This window comes from Deltaproteobacteria bacterium (genome assembly GCA_021737785.1).
Lineage (GTDB): Bacteria > Desulfobacterota > DSM-4660 > Desulfatiglandales > Desulfatiglandaceae > AUK324.
Window position 1 is genome coordinate 1 of sequence record JAIPDI010000051.1, and the last position, 21,848, is coordinate 21,848.

The window sequence follows — 21,848 nt, forward strand, 5'->3', positions numbered from 1 at the left end:
TACAGCGGGAGGTTGAGGAGATTTCCATCTCTTCTCAGATTAAGGAGATTTGTGCGAATCAAACATTCCGGCCGGAACTGGTCATGGTAAGACCTCAAGCTCTTACTTTTTGGATTAATCCCCGCCTTAACCTCCAGAGGATAGATCTTGCCTGCAAATTCACAAAGGAAATCGATCTCGCCCTTGCCGCCCTTGCTTCGCCAGTAATAGAGGGACTGCCCGAAATGTGAAACCAGTTGTTGTGCAACATAGCTCTCCACAAAGGCGCCTTCATACTCATTGAAAAGCCGCTCTCCACGCACCAGGAGATCAACCGAAGACCCGGCCATAGCCCCTAATAATCCGATGTCCAGGGCATACACCTTGAAACAATTGCTGTCTGAATAGTGCGCGAGGGGATGTCTCACGGTTTGAACAGCCTCTGCTCGATGAATAAGACCGGAATCGTTCAACCACATCAGGGCGTTTTCAAATTCGCGGGCACGCGCCCCTTTTTTAACCGCAGAAAAAACGAACTTCTTGTTTTCCCTTGCGAGATGTTTTGGTATGGAGCCCCAGACAAGCGTCAGCTTGGGAATGTCAGTGGCCGGTGCGTGTTTGGCAAAATCCAGGACATAGGATTTGATAATTTCTTTATGGATCTCCCGGATCTCCACTCCGTCACCCGTCTCGGCGAAGCGCCTTACCGCTTCCGGCATACCTCCAACAAAATAGTAGCGGCGCAGCATGTCGATCAGATGGGTGTGAAAGGCATCGGTCAGAGGTTCAGCCTTTTCAATATGTTCAATCAGGTCTCTGTATCTGGATTCTCCCATGGCGTCGAGGAATTCCAGGAAAGACATCGGATAGAGTTGGAGGAAATTGACCTTTCCTACGGGGAAAGACCCGGGGCCCGATAGCTTCAGACCAAGGAGAGACCCTGCAGCAGCGATGTGAAGGTCGCTCCTTTTTTCGGCGAAATATTTCAATGAGTTCAGGGCACGATCAGCGGCCTGGATTTCGTCGAAGATGACCAGGTCGGTCCCCGGTTCAATCTGCACGTTCAAATACACAGAGAGTTCTGACAAAATTCGCTGCGAATCCAGGTCCTTCTCAAAAAAACCTGCCAGAAGAGGGTCTTCCTCGAAATTACAGTAGGCCGTGTTTCTGTACTCAGTGCGGCCGAATTCCTTCAGGATAAAGGTTTTCCCCGTCTGCCTCGCACCCTGCAGCAGAAGCGGTTTTCGCCTGGAAGACGATTTCCATGCCAGCAAGTCAGCGTAGATATCTCTTTTCATAATGCAGAATTTTGACAGGTGAAAAGGCTTTTGTCAAGATATTCGGACGAATTATGTGCATAAAATCACTTTTTTCGTATGTAAAAAGTGATTGATCTCACAAAATATGGCCATAGAGGAGGGTCATTTTAAATTTCTTCAACAGGTAACCCTAAAAATATGCGAGAATTTGGTCCCCGCCGCACCGGAGTTGCGGAAGACGGGTTAGGCCTTCCCATGCGGTAACAGTGTCCGTAATGGTCAATTTTAATCGCACCCTTAAGCGCTTTATCAAGGAGGCGTTCCCTGTGGGAGCGGTTTTCCCCGCTAAAGATGGGGTCTGCGACCAGCCGCGACGAGTCGTGGCAAGATGCCACTCACACGGATTTTTTTTGTCCGGGTTCACTTCATAATGAGAATTGCCGTTATCCATCTGTTCCGTTTGCATGGAACTCCTTTTCTGGTATAATGGGTTGATCCAAGTGAAAGGGTTCGTTTGCGGCCGGAACACCCAGCAATACCCGAATTTCGTGCAGACGGCTATCTGCCTTAAGGGCTTTACAAGGCATCAGAAGCCGAAGTGGTTTTTCGGTTTGGCGCATCGTCTCGCCGGCGTCGAAGTCTGGTCATTCGAGTTCGTCGATGGATAGACCTGGCCCGTCGGGTCCACGCCATCAAGCTCCTGATTGATGGGAGTTTCGTCACCGCAAAATCTGCTCCCGATGACGTTGACGCGGTTGTTCTGCTTCCCGTGGATTTTCAGCACCAGATTGAACAGGGAATTGAGGCGGCACTGGAACTGGAGGAAATGGTTTTGACGCGTCGCCCAGAAGAAATATTCGCCGGGGAAGATGAAATCGACTGGAGCGAGTGGATCGCGTTTTTCAGCCGCACACGTGAAGCCGATGGTCGGCGCAAAGGACTTGTGGAGGTTAAACTATGATTCACAATTTGAACGAATACGAAAAAGCGCAAGAAGAAATGCGTATCCTTGAAAAGCGGTTGGAAGGGCTGCAGAGGGACCACCCTGTCGGTTCGAAGGGATTCACGAAGGCCGGCGTTCGGAAGATGATTGCGCGTCTTCACGAAAAACTGGCCGTTTTTGAGGGGAGCGAAGAGGCAAGGCAATCTGTTCCGAATTGATTATCCGCTGTGGGGCTGCCGACCGTGATACGCGGTTTATCCCGTTCCCACGCTCCGCGCGGGAATGCAGGTCTGAAATGTTTGCTTCGGTACCTTTGTGGTTTTCCCGCTTTTCGTTTACCCTTCCCCCGCCTTCATCCTGTCGATTCCCCTAAATCCTTTTCGGCGCTTTGCAGGAAATTTTTAATCTGCAAATAGCCTTCTTTGCGTGCGGCAATTTTTAAACACCGGTTTCCATCTCAACCGCCGCGCCGATAATCAGCATCCCATTTTTTCATGATTTTGTGTGCTCCATGTCTTTGTGTGAGTCCCGCCGGGATTGGCTGCGGTTATCCGTTCTATTTAACACTCATCAAAAACGCCATCAATTCATGGTTAAAGGCCTCGGCCTGTTCGATGTTGGAGAGATGGGCCGCAGAGGGGATGATTACCAGTCTGGATTGCGGGATGCGGTCGTGCATGGCCCGGGAGGCGTCCACAGGCGTTCCAGGATCATCCTCGCCCACCATGATGAGGGTGGGGACCCTTATTCCATGCAGGCGATCCAGGTAGTCGAGGCGGCGAATGGCCTCGCTGCAGCCGACATAGCCGTCTACCCTCGTCGCGAGAATTTGCTGCCGGATCATATCCACCATGGGAGGGTTGAGGGCGATAAAGGGAGGGGTGAACCACCGTTCCAGCGTGGGCTGAACCGTGGGCGCCATCCCCTCTTTTCGGACCAGGTCGATCCGTTCCTGCCAGATCGGGTCGGCGTCTTTGGGAACAACGGCGGCCGTATCGCACAGGGAGAGGCTGTGGAGCCTTTCAGGGTAATCGAGGGCCACGCTCTGACCGATCATCCCGCCCATGGAGAGTCCGACCCAGTGGACCGCATCGATACTCAAGGCATCCAGCAAGGCCACGGCGTCTTCCCCTAATTGTGAAAACGTGTAAGGGGACGCAGTCGCCTCGGAACCCCCGTGCCCCCGGGTATCATAGGCGAGCACACGGAGATGCCGGCTCAGGACATCCATCTGGGGCTGCCACATCACCAGGCTCGATGCGAGGGAATGGCTCAGCACCACCACCTCTGCGTCTTTCTTTTCCGATAGTTCGTAATTTATCCGAATCCCGTTCGCTTTGATTTCCATAGCTTTTCTCCACCTAAATGCAAGGTCCTTAAACATTTTTTGAAAATCGGCGTTTACCCCGCAGAAAGCTGCGAGGAATCGGCTCGCAGATCATTTCCAATAATTTTGATACCATGGAAACGGACTGCGTTCAATGCATATTCCTGACATGATGGCGAAAGTAACGGTCTGTCCTTGCAGCAATTCTCACTATGAAATAGAATCGGCGTCAAAATTCTGTGTGAGTGGCATCTTGCCGCGACTTTTCGCGGCCCGTCGCAGATCCCGTATAGCGGGAGAAGCCGCTCCCACATAGCTGTTTTCCCGAAATGCGAATTGTTTCTGTCCTTGATAAGCGTTTTTGAAAAGAATATAGTGCGGAGCATCTGCCGCATGAATAACGCTATGGAAGTGTCTCAAGATATGGACCCATCCAAAAATGAACTGACCCCCCTGAGGGACATCATCTCGGGACTGCTCACCGACGGAACCCTGTCGTTCAATCCGGATGACGTGGATATCTGGAAGGTATGGAACGAGGTGGTGGGTGAAACCATTTCAGAGAGTGCCCGGCCGTCCCGGATCAGGAAGGGTCGTCTGAGCGTCACGGTTTCAGATCCGATCTGGCTTCAGGAACTCAATTTTTTAGAATCCACCATCAGGGAAAAGCTGAACAGCAAATTGGGCCGCATGGCCGTTGACAAGATCGACTTCAGGGTCGGCCGGCGATAGAGAAATTCCCCTGGCCCAGGAGGGGGGGAAGAACCTCCATCCCGGGCCGCCCCCCCTGCGTCGCTTCGATCAATGCAAGTTTGGCGCCCGAATCGATATTCGGGTAATTCAACTGAATCCGCTTCGGTTCGAGGTTGAACTGCCTCAGCCGGACGAAGATATCTGTCAGGCGGACGGCCGGATAGATCAGAGCAACCCTTCCTTTTTTCTTCAGAAGATAGCCGGCGGCAGACAGGATGTCGTCAATGGATGCCAGGAGTTCGTGTCTTGCAATGGCCCTTCGCGGATCGGGATTAATGCGGCCGCTTCGCATCTTTCGGTAGGGAGGATTGCATATGACCACGTCCGCCGAGGCGCCGGCCATGGGCGGATATCGGATATCCCCCAGAACGATGCCCATCCTCTGGTCCAAACCGTTCAACTGAACATTGCGCAAGGCCTGGGAGGCCAGATCTTCCTGGATTTCCAGCCCTACGGCATGGCCCACCGGCCGTGTGAGGAGGAGGATAAGGGGGATGATGCCGCACCCGGTCCCGAGATCGATCACCCTATCCCCAGGCCGGACGGTCACGAATTGGGACAGGAGGATCGCATCAATGGAGAAACGGTAACCATCTCTGGATTGAATGATCTGGAGCCGGCCGTCCAGAAATGGGTCGATGGACTCGCCGGGAAGGAGCTCTGGACGGCTGATGGCTGATGGCTGATGGCTGATGGCAAAAATCTCCGAAATGGAACTGCCTAAAATTTCCAAACGCTAATCAGCGTTTGAGGCGCAAGGCATAAGGCTGCAAGGCACAAGTTGTTAAGTTGATGAGCTGTTAAGCTTTTAAGCTGTTAAGCGGTTTTATCCCCGCCTATCAGCCGTCAGCTGTCAGCCATGGGCCAATTCTCAATATCCAGTATCGAGTATCCAGTATCCAGCACCCAGCATCCAGTCTCACGGCACCTGGATGATTTCATACGGATCGATCTTATTTAACACCAGACCCGTCAACACCTTGGGATAGAAATAGGTCGACTTTCTCGGCATGACCAGGCCGTTCCCGGCGACCTCGGTGACATGGGCCATCCGTGTGGGATTCAGGAGAAATACCATCCGGTATTTTCCCGATGCCACCTCTGAGACTGCCTTGGAGATATTGCTCTGATACTGAAATATCTCCTCATCATCCAGATCCTCTTTGCTGAACCCGAGGCCTTTCTGGAAAATAAGCCGGGAGAGGACGAGGACGTCGAGGGCCTTGAGGGAAGGATGAAGATCATCTCCCATCTCTCCTCTCATCCCCGGTTTCAATGAGAGGAGATGCCATCGGTCGCTATCCTGTGCATACCAGCCGAAAGCGGTCCGCTCCTTCCCCGCTTCCTCCAGTCTCTGCTTCAGTTCGGCCGATGTCTGGGGGGTGCCTGGAACGGTGATGGGAAATGTTTCCACATCAAACCATTGCTTCACCTTTTCAAGGAAGGCCTTGGTCTCGAATCCGGGAATCTTTCTTATCATTCTGTGGGAAGGGAGGATGGTAAGCCCCTTGTCGTTCATGCTGGAAAGATACATCATGACAAATTCATAGGATCGGTTCGCCGGTCTCTGACCGTACCTGGCCCGCATCATGTCCCGGTAATTTCTCGCAGTCTCATAGCGGTGGTGGCCGTCGGCGATAAAGATGGATTTATGGGCCATGGCCTCGGACACCTCTTTAAACAGACTCCTTCGATTGAGGACCCAGAGTTGGTGCCGGGTACCGTCCTCCAGACGGAAATCCATCTGAGGGGTGTTGGACAGGGCCTCGGTGCAGGCATTCAGCACCGCGTTTTCAGGGTCTTCATACAGCCCGAAAATCTGACTGAACTGGGCGTTGCACGCCCTGAACAGCTTGAGCCGATCGTCCTTGTGGGCGGAGAAGGTCCTTTCATGGGGGAGGATCACGCCGGAAGAAGGATCCTCGATACGCGCAAGGGCGATGATGCCCCATCGGACCCTTTCCGGCTCGCCGTTTCCAGGGTCGTAGGTCATGGCGGTAACGTAAAGAGACGCTTCCTTGGAGCGGATCAGGGTCCCGTCTGACTGCCATCTCTGAAAATGGTCTGCTGCACGGGTATAAACATTGTCCCAATCCGAGTCCCCGGTCCGTTTTTTGCCTAATATCAGCCGGATGACATTGTGGGGGTCTTCCTCATAATATCGAAGCTGTTCCTCTTCCGAGATAACGTCATAGGGGGGCGCTACCAGGCGGAAAAGATCTTGTCTCTGGTGGAAGTTATAGGTTAAACCTTTAAACGGTGCGACAATAGCCATTGATCACTCCTGAATGGACCCCCTAACCCGAGGGCCCTGTATGTTTTCGGCGTTTCCGGGCAGAACTCCCGGAATGCCCGTGGATTGATGACCTCTGCAAAGAGCTGCAGGGCTTTCCCAAGCATAAGAAATCTCGGACTTTTTTACGTCCGCTCATTATCCCCGCAGGAAGCCAGAGGAATGGGCTTTCTAAAAATTTCAATTGACGGACAAGTTGAGACGAAACTAAAACTCAATAATCTCTCTCAGTGCGCGGAATGTGTCAAGTAAATTTAAAGGGAGGAGGGACAGTTCATGATTTTGACGGAGGATAATCATGAGTTTCAGGTACGGGATCGACAGGGGGATGTAAGCCTGGTCATCGAAGGGGGAACCGCCGTTACCATGGCCCAGGGCGAAGCGCCCATTCGAGGGGCAAGGATTGTTATATCCGATGGGCGAATTGCGGATATCGGAAGGATGGCAGCGGTGCCGCTTCCCCTGGAGGGTCGAGTGGAAACCATAGATGCCGCAAATACCCTTGTACTGCCTGGACTGATCAACGCCCATACCCATGCCGCCATGACATTATTCAGGGGGTTGGCGGACGATCTCCCTCTGAAGCAATGGCTGTTTGAAAAGATCTTTCCGGCGGAAGCCGCGGGTCTGAACCCCGAGACAGTCTACTGGGGGGCCCTGCTCGGATGTCTCGAAATGATCGCCTCGGGAACCACCTGTTTTGTGGACGGCTATTTTTTTCAGGACCAGACCGTTCGGGCCGCCCACGCTGCCGGGCTCAGGGGGATCATGGCCCAGGGGGTGATCGATTTCCCTGCACCCGGCGTCCCCGATCCCCAGGACAATCTGAGGGTTGCCGGGGATTTCATCCGGAAATGGACCGGCGTCTCCAATCTCATCACCCCGGGAGTCTTCTGTCACAGCCCTCTCACATGTTCAGCCCGCACCCTGAAAGCGGCGTGGGACCTGTCCGAAGCGTATGATCTCCCTCTGCAGATTCATCTCTCCGAGACGGGCCAAGAGGTGAGTGACACGATCAAGCGGTACGGCAAACGCCCGGTTCACTACCTGGATCAATTGGGTCTGTTGGACGGATCGCTGATTGCGGTCCACGGTGTACACCTCGACGCCGGGGAGATGGCGCGCCTCGCGGAAAGAGGGGTCAAGATCGTGCATGTCCCGGAGAGCAATATGAAGTTGGGATCGGGCGTGGCCCCGGTCGCCGCCATGATGCGCTCCGGGGTCACCCTCGGATTGGGCACGGACGGGTGCGCCTCCAATAATGACCTGGATCTTTTCTGTGAAATGGAGACCGCTGCCAAAGCGGCCAAGGTCTTTGACCGGGACCCGCTGAGTCTGGGTGCAGGGACGGCCCTCGGCCTGGCCACCACCGGGGGCGCGGCGGTTATGGGGCTGGAAGGGGAGCTTGGAACCCTCGAAAAGGGAAAAAAGGCGGATATTATCATTGTCGATCTTGACAAGCCCCATCTCTGTCCCATGTATGACCCTGTCTCCACCCTGGTCTATTCCGCCAATGGGAGTGATGTGAGGGACGTCATTGTAAACGGTCGGATCATAATGAGGAAAAAACAATTTATGACCATCGATGCGGATGAGGTCATGGGGAAGGTGAGGGAGATCGGTAAGCGGATTGGGAATTTGAAAATTTAGGGATTCAGGGATTCAGGGATTGGGAATGAAGTGTGAACGCGGAACATCTCGCACCCTAGTTTCCTCGCAAGTTCGTACGTGGGGGGAGGGCACGCACCGGCCCCTGCAACGGCGATTTACGGGTTCATTTCCACAGAACCTCCCTCTCTTCCGGAAAAACCATTGCCTTGAGACGGCTTTATTTGCTATTTAGAGGTCTCAGGATAATCGCAGCACTTTCTGAACACGATTCTAAAAGCAGCGTGACGGGAACAGAGATACAGGAGAACCGTTGTTCTCTGCCAACTCATATCCGGAAGCGCATATAACTTCAAGCCCAATCTTACCTCTTTGGGCCATAACATCAATACACACAGGGTGAACAATATATGGCTAAAAAAAGAAATATAGGGCTTATCGCGGCCGTCATCTCAATCGTGGTGGTATTAGGTTTTCTGGGCTGGTTCTTAATGATGATTTTTGAGTCGGAGAAACCGAATATCCAATTGGCGCCGCTCCCCGAATATTTTGCTGAAAAGCAGGAACTCTTGCTTACCGTTACGGATGCGAAAAGAGGCATCCGGCGGATAGAGGTATCTGTAAAGCAGGAAGGGAGGGTCATGACTGTTCTTGAAAAGACCTTCTCCTTTGTCGGCCTTCTCAACCGCGAGGGAACCCATCGCTTCGAGACCCGTTTTCCGGTGGATCTCTCCAGCCTCAATCTGGCCCAGGGCCGGGCGGACTTTTATGTGTCTGTATGGGATTATTCAAGAAGAAATGGGGGCGACGGGAACCATTCCATATTCGAACACAAGATGATCGTGGATACCATCCCCCCGGCCATCAGGTCTCTGAGCAGTCTCAATTACGCCAATATGGGCGGAAGCGGACTGGTGGTTTACCAGACCAGCTCTGATGCGACAGAGAGCGGACTGTTTGTCAATGACACCTTCTTCCCCGGCTTCCCTGCAGGAGAAGGCGCTCAGGAGGGGATGTATGTCTGCTATTTCGCTATTCCGTTCGATATCCAAGGGAAACCGGAGATCTATCTCTGGGCGGAAGATCGGGCCGGCAACCATTCAAGGGGCATCTTTAACTGTCGTATTCGCCAAAAGCGTTTCCGTAAAGATAAGATGAACATATCCGACCGGTTTCTGGAACAGATCCTTCCCTATTTTTCCTCATATCTAAAAAATATGACCGGGCCGGATATCGATAAGTTCCTTAAAATAAATAAGGACTTACGACTGGAAAATGCACGCACCTTCTACGAGCTGAGAACAAAAACAAGTCCGAAGATGCTCTGGGACGGGGTCTGGATCAGGCTCAAGAATGCCGCCAATATGGCAGGGTTCGGAGATCATCGGACCTATTACTACAACGGGGAGAAGATCGATGAACAGACGCATATGGGCCTGGATCTGGCCTCTTTGGCCAATTCCGAGGTCCAGGCCGCCAACAACGGCCGGGTCGTTTTCGCCGGCGACCTCGGCATCTACGGGCTGACCGTGGTCCTGGATCACGGCCAGGGGTTGGCCTCTACCTATTCCCATCTCAGCGGCATCGGCGTACAAATGGACCAGGAGGTGATGAAGGGCGATATCATCGGAATCACCGGACAGACCGGGTTGGCGGGGGGCGACCACCTCCATTACGGGGTGATGGTCAACGGCCAGTTCGTCAATCCCATCGAGTGGTGGGACAGTCACTGGATTCAGGACAATGTCACCAAAAAACTGGATATGCTGAAGAAGTGAGGCACTTCTGGACGCGGAACGCGGAACGAAGAGGGCTATGAATTTGTCATGCGTCGTCAAACCTCATGACAGTGAAGCGACTGACCATACATGACCATTTCATGACTTTTTTCCAGCCGGAATCCCGAGCAATTTTTTTGCCAGTTTAATCTTCTTGTCCAATTGACCCTCCCTGAAGATCATCACCCGCTGCGCCTGGGGGGACCCGGCCCCGTGCATGGATTCCACCAGGGCGGTCCCCCCGGTCATGGCCTCGATCAGGCGGGCGATCTTGATCCGGTGCTTCGTAGGGATGCCTTTGGCCCCTGAGAAATATTTTTCAACCAGATGCCCGATCTCTTCGCTTTCCAGGTCGTACTGGCTGGGAAGGGTCGCGATAAACCCGCCCGCCAGGTCAACGGCCAGACGGGCGATCTCGAAGTGAAAACGGGTGACATTCTGCTTGCACACGTTGGCCAGCATGGTATCCACCATAAAGGCCCCGGAGGGGGTGGGCCAGCCTTCTGCCGAGCAGGCGATGGAGGAGCTGTAGAGGGTTTCGCACAGGTGGATCATCTCCGTGACCTTATCCTTGACATGGGAGGCCTTTGCGGTTCCCTGGATCTGGGCCAGGTAGCTGACGGCCCCGGTCAGGACGTCCATGAGGCCGGTCTTGCAGGCCCCGTAATTGGCGCGGTGGTGGGCGGCGAATCGATAGACCAGGGCCCCTGTAAAATCCGTCTCGCCGTCCATGAACACCCTCTCTGCGGGAACAAAGACATCCTCAAACGCGATGACCGCCTCCCCGCCCACGGCCCCGAAGGAGGGCTTGCCCACGTCAATCCGCTCCCGATTGTCGCGGCGGTCGTCGTTGGCCTGGCGGCCGAAGATCATGGTGATCCCCGGCGCATTCACCGGAACGGCGCAGACCACGGCATAGTCCTTTGAGCGCTCATCCATGGCCGACGTGGGCATGACCAGGATCTCGTGGGAATTCACGGCCCCGGTCATATGGATCTTGGCCCCCCGGATAACGATCCCGTCATCCCGCCGCTCCACCACATGGAGATACTGGTCCGGATCGGGCTGGTCCGCTGCACTCTTGGACCGATCGCCTTTCGGGTCCGTCATGGCCCCCACCACCATCAGGTTTTCATCCTGGATCCGGATCAGCCAACGCTTGAATCGTTCCAGGTAGTCTGTCCCGTGCGTTTCATCGATTTCGTAGGCCACGGAGTAAGTGGCGTTGATCCCGTCATGGCCCACACACCGCTGAAAGCAGGTGGCGGTCTTTTGGCCCAGCACCCGCAGGAGCCTGATCTTCTTGATCAGGTCCTCGATATTCTGATGCACGTGGGTGAACCGGCTGATGGTCCGGCCGGTCAGGTGTGAGACCGCGGTGGCCAGGTCCTTGTATTCATCATCATTGGCCAGGGCATAGGTCATGGCCGCGGCCCGCACATGGGGGGCCGTGGCCGGGTGACGGGTCACATCCTCAATCTTCTTGCCCTTGTAATAGATGCAAGGGTGTAACTGCCTGAGACTCTCGATATATTCGGCGCCGTTTTTAAGTTTCATGGGTGCTCCTTTATCGGTTTGTTGCTGCTCCTTTTTCTCTGAGGGTGCGGCGGAGAAATTTACCTGTCAAGGTCTTGGGAATTTCAGAGACAAATTCCACCTTTCTCGGGTACTTGTAGGCGGCCATGCGGGCCTTGCAAAAGGATATGATATCCTCGGCCGTGACAGATTCCTTCATCCCTTCTTTCAATGCAACAAAGGCCTTGACCGTTTCCCCCCGGTAAGGATCCGCCTCCCCCACCACCGCGGTCTCTTTTACCGCTGGATGCTGATAGATCACATCTTCCACATCCCGGGGCCAGACCTTGTAGCCGGACGCCACGATCATGTCTTTTTTCCGGTCCACCACATAGAACCAGCCGTCCTCATCCATCTTGCCCACATCTCCGGTATAGAGCCAGCCGCCGCGGATGGCATGGGCGGTTTCTTCGGGCTTCTGCCAGTATCCCGGTATGAGGATGGGACCGGAATCAATGATCTCCCCGACCTCACCGGGAGAGAGTTCCCGGGTCCCCTCCTCCAGATCCATGATTTTCATGACGCAGTTGGGGACAGGGACCCCCACCGAGAGTGCCCCGCTTTCCGGGTCCACCGGGGCCCTCCTGCCCCAGGGCACGATATGGGAAGGGGAGTTGGTCTCGGTCATGCCATAGACATTATACAGATACAGCCCGGTCTGTTCCTGAAACTGCTTTACGGTGGCCTCGGACACAGGGGCCCCGCCGCTGTAGGCCTTGATGAAACTGGAGAGGTCCCGTTTCCCCATATCCGGATGATTCAATAAGGCGATGTATACGGTAATGGAGGCCACGGTTACCGTCACCTTCCACTGTTCGATCAGACGGAGGGTCTCTTCCGCATCAAAGCGGTAATAGAGAACCACCGGAATCCCGGTTAAGGCTGCGGCGGCCAGGTGGGCCACCTCTCCGGTGACATGGAACAGGGGAGCCACGCCCAGCACCACATCATGAGCATCGATTTTCTGCATGGCCTGATACACTCGGGCGTTGAAGGCGATGTTGCCGTGGGTGTTCATGGCGCCCTTGGGAGAACCGGTGGTCCCCGAGGTGTAGGTCAGGTAGGCCACGTCTTCAGGAGCAACCCCTGGATCACTCGGTTTTCTGCCCAGAAATTTCTCGATCAACTGAAGCATGTCCATGGCACCGGACACAGGGGCCTTCCTGATCTTTTTCAAAAGCCCGGGCAGGTCGGTTCCAGGAGGAAGAAAATCGAGGGGGGATGTGGTAATGACAGCCTTGACAGCGGTGCCGTCCAAAAAGGAAAGATCGAGATCGGATGCGGTTTCATCCAGGGTCACAAATAGCTTGGCGCCTGAATCCTGGCAGAAATAGGCCAGCTCCTTCTCCTTGTACATGGGGTTGAGGGGCACCACAATGGCCCCTGCCTTCCATGCGGCATAGGCGGTGATGGGGAACTGAGGGACATTTTGAAGATCGACCACGATCCGGTCTCCCTTTTTAATCCCCATATCCTGAAAGGCTGCGGCCAGCTGATTTGAAAGCGTGTCGATTTCTCCGTAGATGATAACCCGGTCGAAATAGATTATGGCCGTGGCATCGGGAACCCGGGCCGATGTTCTTTCAAAGTCGTGGATAGCGGTATCATCTGTTATCTCCAGATCGCCGGGGGACCACTCGGGGTAATTCTTCAGCCAAGGCCGTTTTTCATAAAGGGATTCCATGTTATCCTCCTCCTCATCAGCACGCCGTCCACCCGCCGTCGATATAGATGGTCTGCCCGGTGATGAAGTCGGACGCCGGGGCCGCCAGAAAGATGACAATCCCTTCCAATTCCGGCAAATATCCCCATCGGCCCATGGGCGTTCGCTCGTTGATGAATGTGAAGCGCTCCGGATCGTTGCGGATTTGTGTCACCATCTCGGTCTCGAAATAGGTGGGGCCGATGGCGTTCACCCGAACCCCCTGTTTGGCCCACTCGATGGCCATGACCTTGGTCATCTGATCCACCCCGCCCTTGGCAGAGGCATAGGCAAGCTGATTGGGGAGCCCGATTTTCCCCAGGATGGAACTCATGTTGATGACCTTGCCGTAGCCCCGCTCGAGCATTTGGGGCGCCACGGCCTGGGCCACCAGGAAATAACCCTTCAGGTTGGTGGTGAGGACCAGGTCCCAGGCCTCTTCAGAGTATTCGAGGGCCGGCACCCTGTGGTTCAACCCCGCGTTGTTGACCAGGATGTCCACCCTGCCAAAGTGCTTCAGGATTCGGTCTACCCCGTCATGGACACTCTGTTTGGAGGTCACGTCCAGAACGAACCCTGCCGAGTTTCTTCCCAGCTCCCTGATGACTCCGGAGACCCGCTCCAGATCACCGGTGTTCCTTCCGCATACGGCCACATCAGCGCCTGCCTTGGCCAGGGCCATGGCGGATACCTCTCCCAGGCCTCTCGTGCTGCCGGTCACCATGGCGACCTTGTTGTTCAGGTCAAAAATATCTGACGGCATATTATCCTCTCCTCAAGCAGAGTGGCCGGTGTTTGACCTTGGGCCAGACGGCGGTGCATCCGTCCTCACATCCGGAAGGCTGCACACAGACTCTATGATTTGTTACCTTCATTCACCCAGGGTGTCAAGGCGTCATCATCTGGCTGGATGAGGTCACCATATCGTCTTCACCTCAATTTAGCACAGGCTTGGGATAGATGCAATTGTCTGTTCGATTACCGGAAATATGGCCCTGACAAGTGAAAAATATTTTCCCAAGGCGGCCTGACCGTGGTACTCCAGCCAGAGTTTTCCCGCTTCTTGGATTTACCTTTTTCGGTCCCCTGGTCTTTGGCTTGACAACACTTCGATACAAGGTGTAACTATATGATATTATATAATGATGTTGGGAACCCCGATATGGTTGCATGAAATGGGAGGTCGGTCTGAAGTAGACATCCGGATACGGAATCAGTATCATAAGATTCGCTCCGAGGTATGTGAATTGGGGATATCACAGATTTTTCACCCTTACCGGGGCGGTATGAATTCGGATTTCTCACTAAAAGATGGAAAACGATTATCCCCTCATGTCCACATCCGTGATCTTTGATGATGGGCCACAAAATGATTTGACCGCATGGGCCATACAGGAGGAGATATGATGAGAACCGGGATGCGGAAGACAAGGAAGAGATGGACGGTGTTTGCTGTGGTGGTTCTCTTTCTTGCGGCCTCGTCCATGACAGATGTTGCCCGGTGTGAAACAGCCAAGGAAATACTGGAAAAGGCCTTTGATTATTACCGCGGCGAGTCTTCAGAAACAGAAGTAGACATGATCATCCACCGTCCCGATTGGGAGCGCAAGATGACACTCAAGGGCTGGAGTAAGGGGAGGGAGGACGCCCTGTTTCGCGTCATCGCCCCGGCCAAAGATGCGGGAAACGGCACTCTCAAGAAGGACCGTGAGATGTGGACCTACAATCCCAAGGTAAACCGTGTTATCAAGATTCCCCCCTCCATGATGTCTCAGGCATGGATGGGGTCTGACTTTTCCAACGATGACCTGGCCAAGTCCGACACCATCCTTCAGGACTACACCCATGAGATGATGGGGGTGGCCTCTCAAGACAACCACAAGGTCTATACGATTAAGCTCATGCCCAGGCCCAACGCCCCTGTGGTTTGGGGAATGCAGCACATGAAAATCCGAGACGATCATATCCTCCTGCAGCAGAGCTTTTTTGACGAAGACATGCAGCTGGTGAAAGCGATGACCACGTCCGACATCGTCATGCTGGGAGGGAAGCTGTTTCCTCGAATCTGGTACATGAGAAAGGGCGAAGACCCTGACGAATATACGCAGGTAATATACAAAGAGGCAAAATTCGACATCCCGATAACGGATGGCTTCTTTTCCATATCCAACCTGAAAGACCCGAGAGTCCGATGACCATGCACGATAAAGGATGATGACTACGCCCGGTTCCCAGGGTTTTTCCAGGGGCAAGGAATCGATCGCCCATGTCCATTAATACAAAAATCGCCTGGCGCAACATCTGGCGGAACAAGAGACGGTCCCTGCTGACCATCTCCGCTATCCTGTTCGCTTCTTCGCTGCTCATCTTTTCCATCTCCCTGCAATTCAGTTCCTACGACACCATGATTGACGCTGCGGTCAAACGGCATACGGGCCACCTCCAGGTGCAGGCTGACGGGTACAACAAGGACAAGAAGATTCGTCTGGTAGTAGAATTTCCCATGCAAGTCATCCAGGCCATTCAAGATCTCCCCCTGATAAGTGCCATATCCCGCCGCGCCAATTCCTTTTGTCTGGTTTCCTCGGACCGGCGCACCTACGGCATCTGGGTGGTGGGAGTGGACGTTGCCAGAGAAAAGGAAGTCACCACCATTTTCCAGGTCATTCGCAAGGGAAGCTATCTTGAGAATGAGAACGGTTATGAAGCCATCATCGGGACCATTCTCGCCAAGAATCTGGCGGTTGACGTGGGCGATGAACTGGTTCTGCTGGGGCAGGGCTTGGATGGCTCCATTGCCGCGAGTGTCGTCAGGGTTAGAGGGATTTTCAGTACCGGCCAGCCCGACTTCGATCGCTCTTCTCTTCAAATGCCTCTGAAGACATTTCAAGAAACCTTCAGCATGGGGGACTCTGTTCACGAGCTTGTGGTCATCACAAAGGATTTGGATAAGCTACCGGCCCTCGCCCAGGCGGTCAGGGAGCGACTTCGATCTTCCTTCCCGTCGGATTCCTTGCAGGTCCTGACCTGGCAAGACCTGTTGCCGGGTCTGGATCAGTCTATTCAGGTGGATATGGTCAGCGGCTGGATCAATTACAGCATCCTGGTGATTATTGTGGCCTTCGGCATCATGAACACCTTTGTGATGTCCGTTATGGAAAGGACCCGGGAATTCGGAATGCTTCTGTCGTTGGGCATGAGGCCTGGTCAGGTAGTAAAACTGGTGCTTCTGGAATCGACTTTCATGAGTCTGCTGGGCATTTTTTTTGGGATTATCGGCGGATGTCTCCTCACCTATTATTTTCAGGTTCATGGGTTTGAAATCCCCGGGGCCGGCGATATCATGGCCCAGTGGGGCATGCCTTCGCGGATGTGGCCGAGACTCAGTCTCATCTCTATCCTTATGGGCCCGGCGGTGATCCTGATGGTCACCTTGGTCATGGCCGTGTTTCCTGTCCTGAGGATATTCAGACTGGAACCTGCGAAAGCCCTTCGGGCAGTTTGAAAAATAGTGCCCTGTCGACAGGATAACGGGCACACGGCGATGGAAGATGTCTGAGACAAAACGACAAAGGCAAGGCGGAGTGTAGACATGCTTGGACTACTGGCCTGGAGGAATTTATGGCGGATGCCGAGGCGCACCATCATCATATTGATCTCGATCATCATCGGCACCTGGGGCATGGTCTTCATGAAGACCCTTATGACGGGACTCATGCACCAGATGATCGAAAGCAGCATTCGCACGCTGACCGGCCATGTCCAGGTCCACAGAACGGGGTTTTTCAATGATCCGAGCATCGATTATACCATGGACTCGGTAAGAGATATCACCCGGAAGCTGCAAGGACTTCCCGAAAACGTATATTGGACGCAACGGGTGAGGGTTCCCGGTGTGGTGAGCAATGCCCGGAATTCAGCAGGGATCGTCATTGTCGGAATCGTGCCTGAAGATGAAGCCCGGGTGTCTTTCATCGGATCCGCTGTTGCGGAGGGGCAATATCTTACGAATGAGGATGAATACGGTATCCTCATCGGGGAATCACTGGCCCGGAAATTCGAGACCGAACCTGGCAAAAAACTGGTTCTGACCTCCCAGGATAGGGAAGGAAGAATCGCATCCGGGGGATTTCGCATCACAGGCATCTTTCGCGCTGAGACGGATGAAACGGAGGAGCATTTCGCTTTCATTCTTCTTCCATCGGCACAGAGAATGCTCAAGATGGGAGATGCCGTGTCCGAGCTTTGTTTTATGGCTCCGAATATGGACCAGGTCCCTCCTCTCCGCCAATGGCTCCAATCCCGGATAGGGAACGACACTTATGAGGTGATGTCCTGGAAGGAGCTGTTGCCGTTGATCACCTCCACCCTGGAGATATGGGACGGTTTTATCTACATCTGGTATGCCATCCTTTTTGTTGCCATGGCTTTCGGCCTGGTCAACACCATGCTCATTGCGGTCTATGAGCGATTTCGAGAGCTCGGCGTCCTGAGAGCCATCGGCATGAAGTCCCGGTGGATTATCACCCAGATCACCATCGAAGCCGTGTGGCTCCTCATCATCGGAATCGTATTGGGGGATTTGCTGACCCTCGCGGCGGTCCAATGGCTTGTACACGCCGGCGGCATCAATTTGAGCGCCTATGCGGCCAGTGCCGAGCAGCTGGGCTTTCCCAAAATCATCTTTCCTGTTTTCAAGGTGACGGAATTAATTGTCCCCAACGCCTTGGTTCTCTTTCTGGGAATCGTCGTCAACTTGTATCCTGCCTTCAAAGCCGGTGGTATAGCCCCTGTGCAGGCGATGACCCACAACTGATGAGGAAAAAAATGACCATCGTAAAATGCAATGGCGTCAAGAAGACCTACCAGCAAGGCAAGGTGGAAGTAAAGGCCTTGCGAGGCATCGACATGGAAGTGGAAAAGGGTGAGTTTATCGCCATCGCCGGGCCCTCCGGATCCGGAAAGACAACGGTTCTAAATCTCATCGGCGGTCTGGACGATGTCTCTCAAGGGAAGATCGTGGTGGATGGCCAGGACATCACCAGACTGAAGTCATCGCAACTTGCCGATATGCGGCTTCATAAGATCGGGTTCATTTTCCAATCCTACAATCTCATACCCGTCCTGTCGGCGATTGAAAATGTCGAATTCATCATGATGCTTCAAGGCATTCCTTCATCCGAGCGATTGAAAAGGTCTCGCGCCATTCTGCGAGACGTGGATTTGGAGGATCTTATGACGCGTCGTCCCGCCGAAATGTCCGGGGGGCAGCAGCAGCGGGTGGCCGTGGCCCGAGCCATTGTCTCGGAGCCGGCCATTGTCCTGGCGGATGAGCCCACTGCCAACCTGGACTCGAAAACCGGAGAAAAACTCCTGGACCTCATGAAAAAGCTCAATGAGAACAATGGAATTACATTCGTTTTCTCCACCCACGACAAGATGGTCATGGAACGCGCTCAGAGGATCATCCTGTTAAAGGACGGGACGGTCGTGGAGACCGTCGTCAACCGCAATTGAGTCTTGCCGCGCAGGGATTTGAGACATGGAATCCGGTTCTGCCTCCCGTCCGCATTTCTCTGGAGGGTGCCGCAGTTTCTTATGGAAACTGTTTTGGTTCCTGTGGTTTCTGTTCAACTGCCTCAATGCCTCTGCCCAGGACGTTTCTTCACAGAACACCGTCTCATCGAACCCTTCCTCGCTCAGCGGCCTTTTTTCCATGGAAAACATGGAACTGGGAGGTCATTTCAAAACGCGTCTGGCTCTCAGCCGTCCTGCTTCAGGGAGCATCTATCACGCAACAGAGAACGGCGTGGTGTGGGACGCCCAGAATGAACTCCGTTTGAAAGGGCGCTACAGTTTCAATGGCGTGGCGGAACTGGAGGTCCACAACGAAAGTTTCCTTGTATGGAGCGAGACTCGAGGAATACTGTCGGAATTTCAGGAAGGCCAGGGCGGGGGAAGCTCGGATATCCTCATTCCGCAATCGCTGATCAATGACCGGAGACGTCTCATGAACCTGACCTGGACATGGGAGGAGGGGGAGAAGCTTTACGCGGTTAACCGGTTCGACCGGTTATCCCTGTCCCTGTTTCCCTCGTGGGGCGTCATTAAGGGAGGTCGCCAGGCCATCAGTTGGGGGGATGGAATGCTCTTCAATCCCTTTGATATTTTCACCCCTTTTGCGCCCACCACCCTGGATCGCGACTACAAACAGGGGGAGGACGCCCTATCCGTTCAAGTGAATCCCGGCGATCAATACGGAGACCTTCAATTGCTCTATATCCCCCGCAGAAACGTTGTAACACGGGATCTCAGTTGGGAAGAATCCTCGGTGGCCGCCAACTATCATCTTATGATTCCCGATACCGAATGGGAACTCAGTTTTATAGGCGCCTGCCATTACCAGGATTTCCCTGTGGGAGCGGGTGTCGTCGGTTATATGGGAGGCAGCGCCCTGCGTCTGAACACCACGTGGACATATCTGAAGGAGGACGCCTCCGGGTTCGTGAGCCTCGTAGCCAATGTGGATTATGGTTGGGTGTGGTGGGGAATGAATTTCTATGGATGGGTGGAGTATTACTACAACGGCCTGGGCGAGAGTCGGGACCATTATTCGGAGGCGTTTGAAAACGAGGCCCTCCGAAAACGACTCTTAAGGGGTGAAATCTATGTCCGGGGACGCCATTACATGGATGCTCTGGTAAGGGTGGAACTGCACCCTCTGGTGAATTTCCAGTTGGTTGCCATCACCAATATCGCCGATCCCAGCGGCGTCATCCAGCCCTATCTCACCTGGGATATGTTAGACAACCTCCGGTTGAACGTATCGGCCTCCTTGTATTGGGGCGGGCATAACACGGAATACGGCGGAGGGGAAATCCCCGGGACCGGCCTTACCGACCGGCCGTCAAACAACATCCTCGCCTGGGTGGCTTTCTATTTCTAATGACCGTTGCCCAAGGGCCTGCCGATGAATCCGAGGCGCTTGAAGCCCGGGCTGGGGGCACAATGGCGCCCATCAGGGCTATCTGACTGAAATGGTTCACGATACTTTCAAGGACGCCCTCCAGGGCGTCTCTGGGATGATCAGGAGGGCACCAAAGCACTTTGAATATCGTGGGATTTCGTCTTGACACTGTGTAAGTGAGCTGTTATGAGTAAAATCAGTGTTAGCGATCGATATGCCTCCAATTCTTTTCCGGCCGACCGTGCCGACATCTTAAGCGGATGAACACATCTCCTCTTCATAGGAATCCAAATGCATAAGCTGCCGTCTTATTTCTAAGAGGGTTTCGGGTACGGAAAACATCAGAAACTTTTAGACCAAGAGGAGGATGGCTATGGGAAACAAAGGGATAACCAGAAGGGATTTTATGAAGGCCGGCGTTTTCACGGCCGGTGCGATCGCCTTAGGCCCGGGTGTTTTAAAGCCGATCGGTGCATGGGCGGCGACTCCCGCCATCAAAGGCCCCATAAAGGTGGGGTACCAGGCGGTCATGTCCGGGACCCTGGCCGGTTACGGAGAGTTCCACAAGATGGGTGCGGTCATGGCCATGGAGGAGATCAACGCGGCCGGCGGCATCGCCGGGGCCAAGCTGGAGATCGAGTTCAGGGACTCCACGCTGAAGGCCCCCGAGGCCATTAAGAACGCACGCTACTTTGTGGACAGCTGGGGGGCTGATTTTTTAGGGGGTATCGATTCATCCGGCCAGGCCCTGGCCCTGGCCCCTGTTATGAAGGAACTGGATCGGATACTGATGGTCACCCACGCGGCCACGGAAAAGTTGACCGAAGACCAGGTTTTCAAAAACGGCATCAAACAGGTCTTCCGCATCTGCACCCCCACCTACCAGGACGGCAATGCCGCGGCATTTATCGCCAAGGATCTTTCTGCCAAGACATGGGCAACTGTCAGCCCCAAGTATGAATACGGCTACACCTGTTGGGAGATGTTCAAGAATACGCTGGGCAAACTCAAACCGGATGCGCAATTCACAGCAGAATCGTGGGCCCCCTTCGGCACCACTGATTTCCGATCCCACATCAACACCATTATGGACGCCAGCCCGGATGGATTTTATTCCACCGAGTGGGCCGGGGAACTGATCACCTTTGTCAAACAGGCCAAACAGGCCGGGATGTTTGACAAGATCAAACACGTGCTCCTTCCGGTAGGCGCCGCCATGGATGTGCTGGAAGGTCTCGGAAACGAAATGCCCGACAATATCTGGATCTCCGGCCGGTACTTCTTCCAGTATCCGGACACGCCGATGAACAATGACTGGGTGGCCCGGTTCCACAAACGGTGGAATCATTATCCGGCCTATGTATCTGAAACAGGATATTCCACCATGTACGCCTTCAAAAAGGCGGTGGAAGCGGCCGGATCCAAAGACACCGCCAAGGTGATCAGCGCCTTGGAAGGGATGACGCTGGCATCGCCTGCCGGTGACCGGGTTTTCAGGAAAGAGGATCATCAGGCCATGTACGAAGTCCCCTGGGGCCTGACCAAATCCGATCCCAAGTATCCGTTTAAGGTGATGGGCAAACAGGTGGTCATCCCGGCCAAAGAATGCTTCAACCGTCCGCCGTTTGAAGGCCCGGGCACCAAGCCGCCTTTCTAAGACATCT

Annotated in this window: 18 protein-coding genes; 11 read left to right on the plus strand and 7 right to left on the minus strand. The window is 54.1% G+C overall.

Annotated elements, in window-relative coordinates; translation table 11 throughout:
- The coding region (locus K9N21_19710) for an ATP-binding protein (protein MCF8146140.1) at nt 1-1,277 on the minus strand (1,277 nt) is incomplete at its 3' end.
- Between the two features lie 559 nt (nt 1,278-1,836).
- Between K9N21_19710 and K9N21_19715 the strand changes: the two genes are divergently transcribed.
- Nucleotides 1,837-2,199 carry a hypothetical protein gene (locus tag K9N21_19715; protein ID MCF8146141.1) on the plus strand — a complete coding sequence of 121 codons (363 nt, stop codon included), beginning with the start codon at nt 1,837-1,839 and terminating at the stop codon, nt 2,197-2,199.
- Complete coding sequence (locus K9N21_19720; GenBank protein ID MCF8146142.1) at nt 2,196-2,399, plus strand: hypothetical protein; 204 nt, start codon at nt 2,196-2,198, stop codon at nt 2,397-2,399. Before K9N21_19715 ends, K9N21_19720 begins: the two co-directional genes overlap by 4 nt.
- A 338-nt stretch (nt 2,400-2,737) precedes the next feature.
- On the opposite strand, the gene pcaD is transcribed toward K9N21_19720, so the two are convergent.
- Nucleotides 2,738-3,529 (minus strand): 3-oxoadipate enol-lactonase, encoded by a 792-nt coding sequence (gene pcaD / locus K9N21_19725; GenBank protein ID MCF8146143.1) that lies wholly within the window; start codon nt 3,527-3,529, stop codon nt 2,738-2,740.
- Nucleotides 3,530-3,901: 372 nt separating this feature from the next.
- Here pcaD and K9N21_19730 point away from each other — a divergent pair, with 372 nt between their 5' ends.
- Nucleotides 3,902-4,240, plus strand: coding sequence for a DUF721 domain-containing protein (locus tag K9N21_19730; GenBank protein MCF8146144.1), 339 nt, complete (start codon nt 3,902-3,904; stop codon nt 4,238-4,240).
- Here the strand turns inward: K9N21_19730 and K9N21_19735 are convergent.
- Together K9N21_19735 and K9N21_19740 are read right to left on the minus strand one after the other, a co-directional pair.
- Nucleotides 4,221-4,994 (minus strand): methyltransferase, encoded by a 774-nt coding sequence (locus K9N21_19735; protein ID MCF8146145.1) that lies wholly within the window; start codon nt 4,992-4,994, stop codon nt 4,221-4,223. The two genes, K9N21_19730 and K9N21_19735, sit on opposite strands and share 20 nt — an antisense overlap.
- Nucleotides 4,995-5,180: 186 nt before the next feature.
- Nucleotides 5,181-6,536: a DUF1015 domain-containing protein gene (locus K9N21_19740; GenBank protein ID MCF8146146.1), complete on the minus strand. Its 1,356-nt coding sequence runs from the start codon at nt 6,534-6,536 to the stop codon at nt 5,181-5,183.
- A 294-nt stretch (nt 6,537-6,830) separates the two neighbouring features.
- Between K9N21_19740 and K9N21_19745 the strand changes: the two genes are divergently transcribed.
- The gene (locus K9N21_19745; protein ID MCF8146147.1) at nt 6,831-8,204 is read left to right on the plus strand and encodes an amidohydrolase; all 1,374 of its coding nucleotides are present in this window, start codon (nt 6,831-6,833) and stop codon (nt 8,202-8,204) included.
- A gap of 368 nt (nt 8,205-8,572) precedes the next feature.
- Nucleotides 8,573-9,940, plus strand: coding sequence for a M23 family metallopeptidase (locus K9N21_19750; GenBank protein MCF8146148.1), 1,368 nt, complete (start codon nt 8,573-8,575; stop codon nt 9,938-9,940).
- A 99-nt stretch (nt 9,941-10,039) separates the two neighbouring features.
- On the opposite strand, the gene K9N21_19755 is transcribed toward K9N21_19750, so the two are convergent.
- From K9N21_19755 to K9N21_19765, 3 genes are read right to left on the minus strand one after another with little or no spacing between them, the layout of a single operon-like run.
- A complete protein-coding gene (locus K9N21_19755; GenBank protein ID MCF8146149.1) occupies nt 10,040-11,497 on the minus strand; it encodes a 4-hydroxybutyryl-CoA dehydratase in 1,458 nt (485 codons plus the stop codon).
- Nucleotides 11,498-11,507: 10 nt separating this feature from the next.
- Nucleotides 11,508-13,199 carry an AMP-binding protein gene (locus K9N21_19760; GenBank protein MCF8146150.1) on the minus strand — a complete coding sequence of 564 codons (1,692 nt, stop codon included), beginning with the start codon at nt 13,197-13,199 and terminating at the stop codon, nt 11,508-11,510.
- A 16-nt stretch (nt 13,200-13,215) separates the two neighbouring features.
- On the minus strand, nt 13,216-13,980 hold the full coding sequence (locus K9N21_19765) for an SDR family oxidoreductase (protein MCF8146151.1): 765 nt from the start codon (nt 13,978-13,980) through the stop codon (nt 13,216-13,218).
- Nucleotides 13,981-14,620: 640 nt separating this feature from the next.
- Between K9N21_19765 and K9N21_19770 the strand changes: the two genes are divergently transcribed.
- From K9N21_19770 to K9N21_19795, 6 genes are all read left to right on the plus strand, one after another.
- Nucleotides 14,621-15,412 (plus strand): outer membrane lipoprotein-sorting protein, encoded by a 792-nt coding sequence (locus K9N21_19770; GenBank protein MCF8146152.1) that lies wholly within the window; start codon nt 14,621-14,623, stop codon nt 15,410-15,412.
- A gap of 71 nt (nt 15,413-15,483) precedes the next feature.
- Complete coding sequence (locus K9N21_19775; GenBank protein MCF8146153.1) at nt 15,484-16,722, plus strand: ABC transporter permease; 1,239 nt, start codon at nt 15,484-15,486, stop codon at nt 16,720-16,722.
- 87 nt (nt 16,723-16,809) lie between these two features.
- Nucleotides 16,810-18,033, plus strand: a complete 1,224-nt coding sequence (locus K9N21_19780; protein MCF8146154.1) for an ABC transporter permease — start codon at nt 16,810-16,812, stop codon at nt 18,031-18,033.
- Nucleotides 18,034-18,044: 11 nt separating this feature from the next.
- The gene (locus K9N21_19785; GenBank protein MCF8146155.1) at nt 18,045-18,734 is read left to right on the plus strand and encodes an ABC transporter ATP-binding protein; all 690 of its coding nucleotides are present in this window, start codon (nt 18,045-18,047) and stop codon (nt 18,732-18,734) included.
- 199 nt (nt 18,735-18,933) lie between these two features.
- On the plus strand, nt 18,934-20,163 hold the full coding sequence (locus K9N21_19790) for a hypothetical protein (GenBank protein ID MCF8146156.1): 1,230 nt from the start codon (nt 18,934-18,936) through the stop codon (nt 20,161-20,163).
- Between the two features lie 394 nt (nt 20,164-20,557).
- Complete coding sequence (locus K9N21_19795; GenBank protein MCF8146157.1) at nt 20,558-21,841, plus strand: ABC transporter substrate-binding protein; 1,284 nt, start codon at nt 20,558-20,560, stop codon at nt 21,839-21,841.
- Nucleotides 21,842-21,848: the final 7 nt, after the last annotated feature.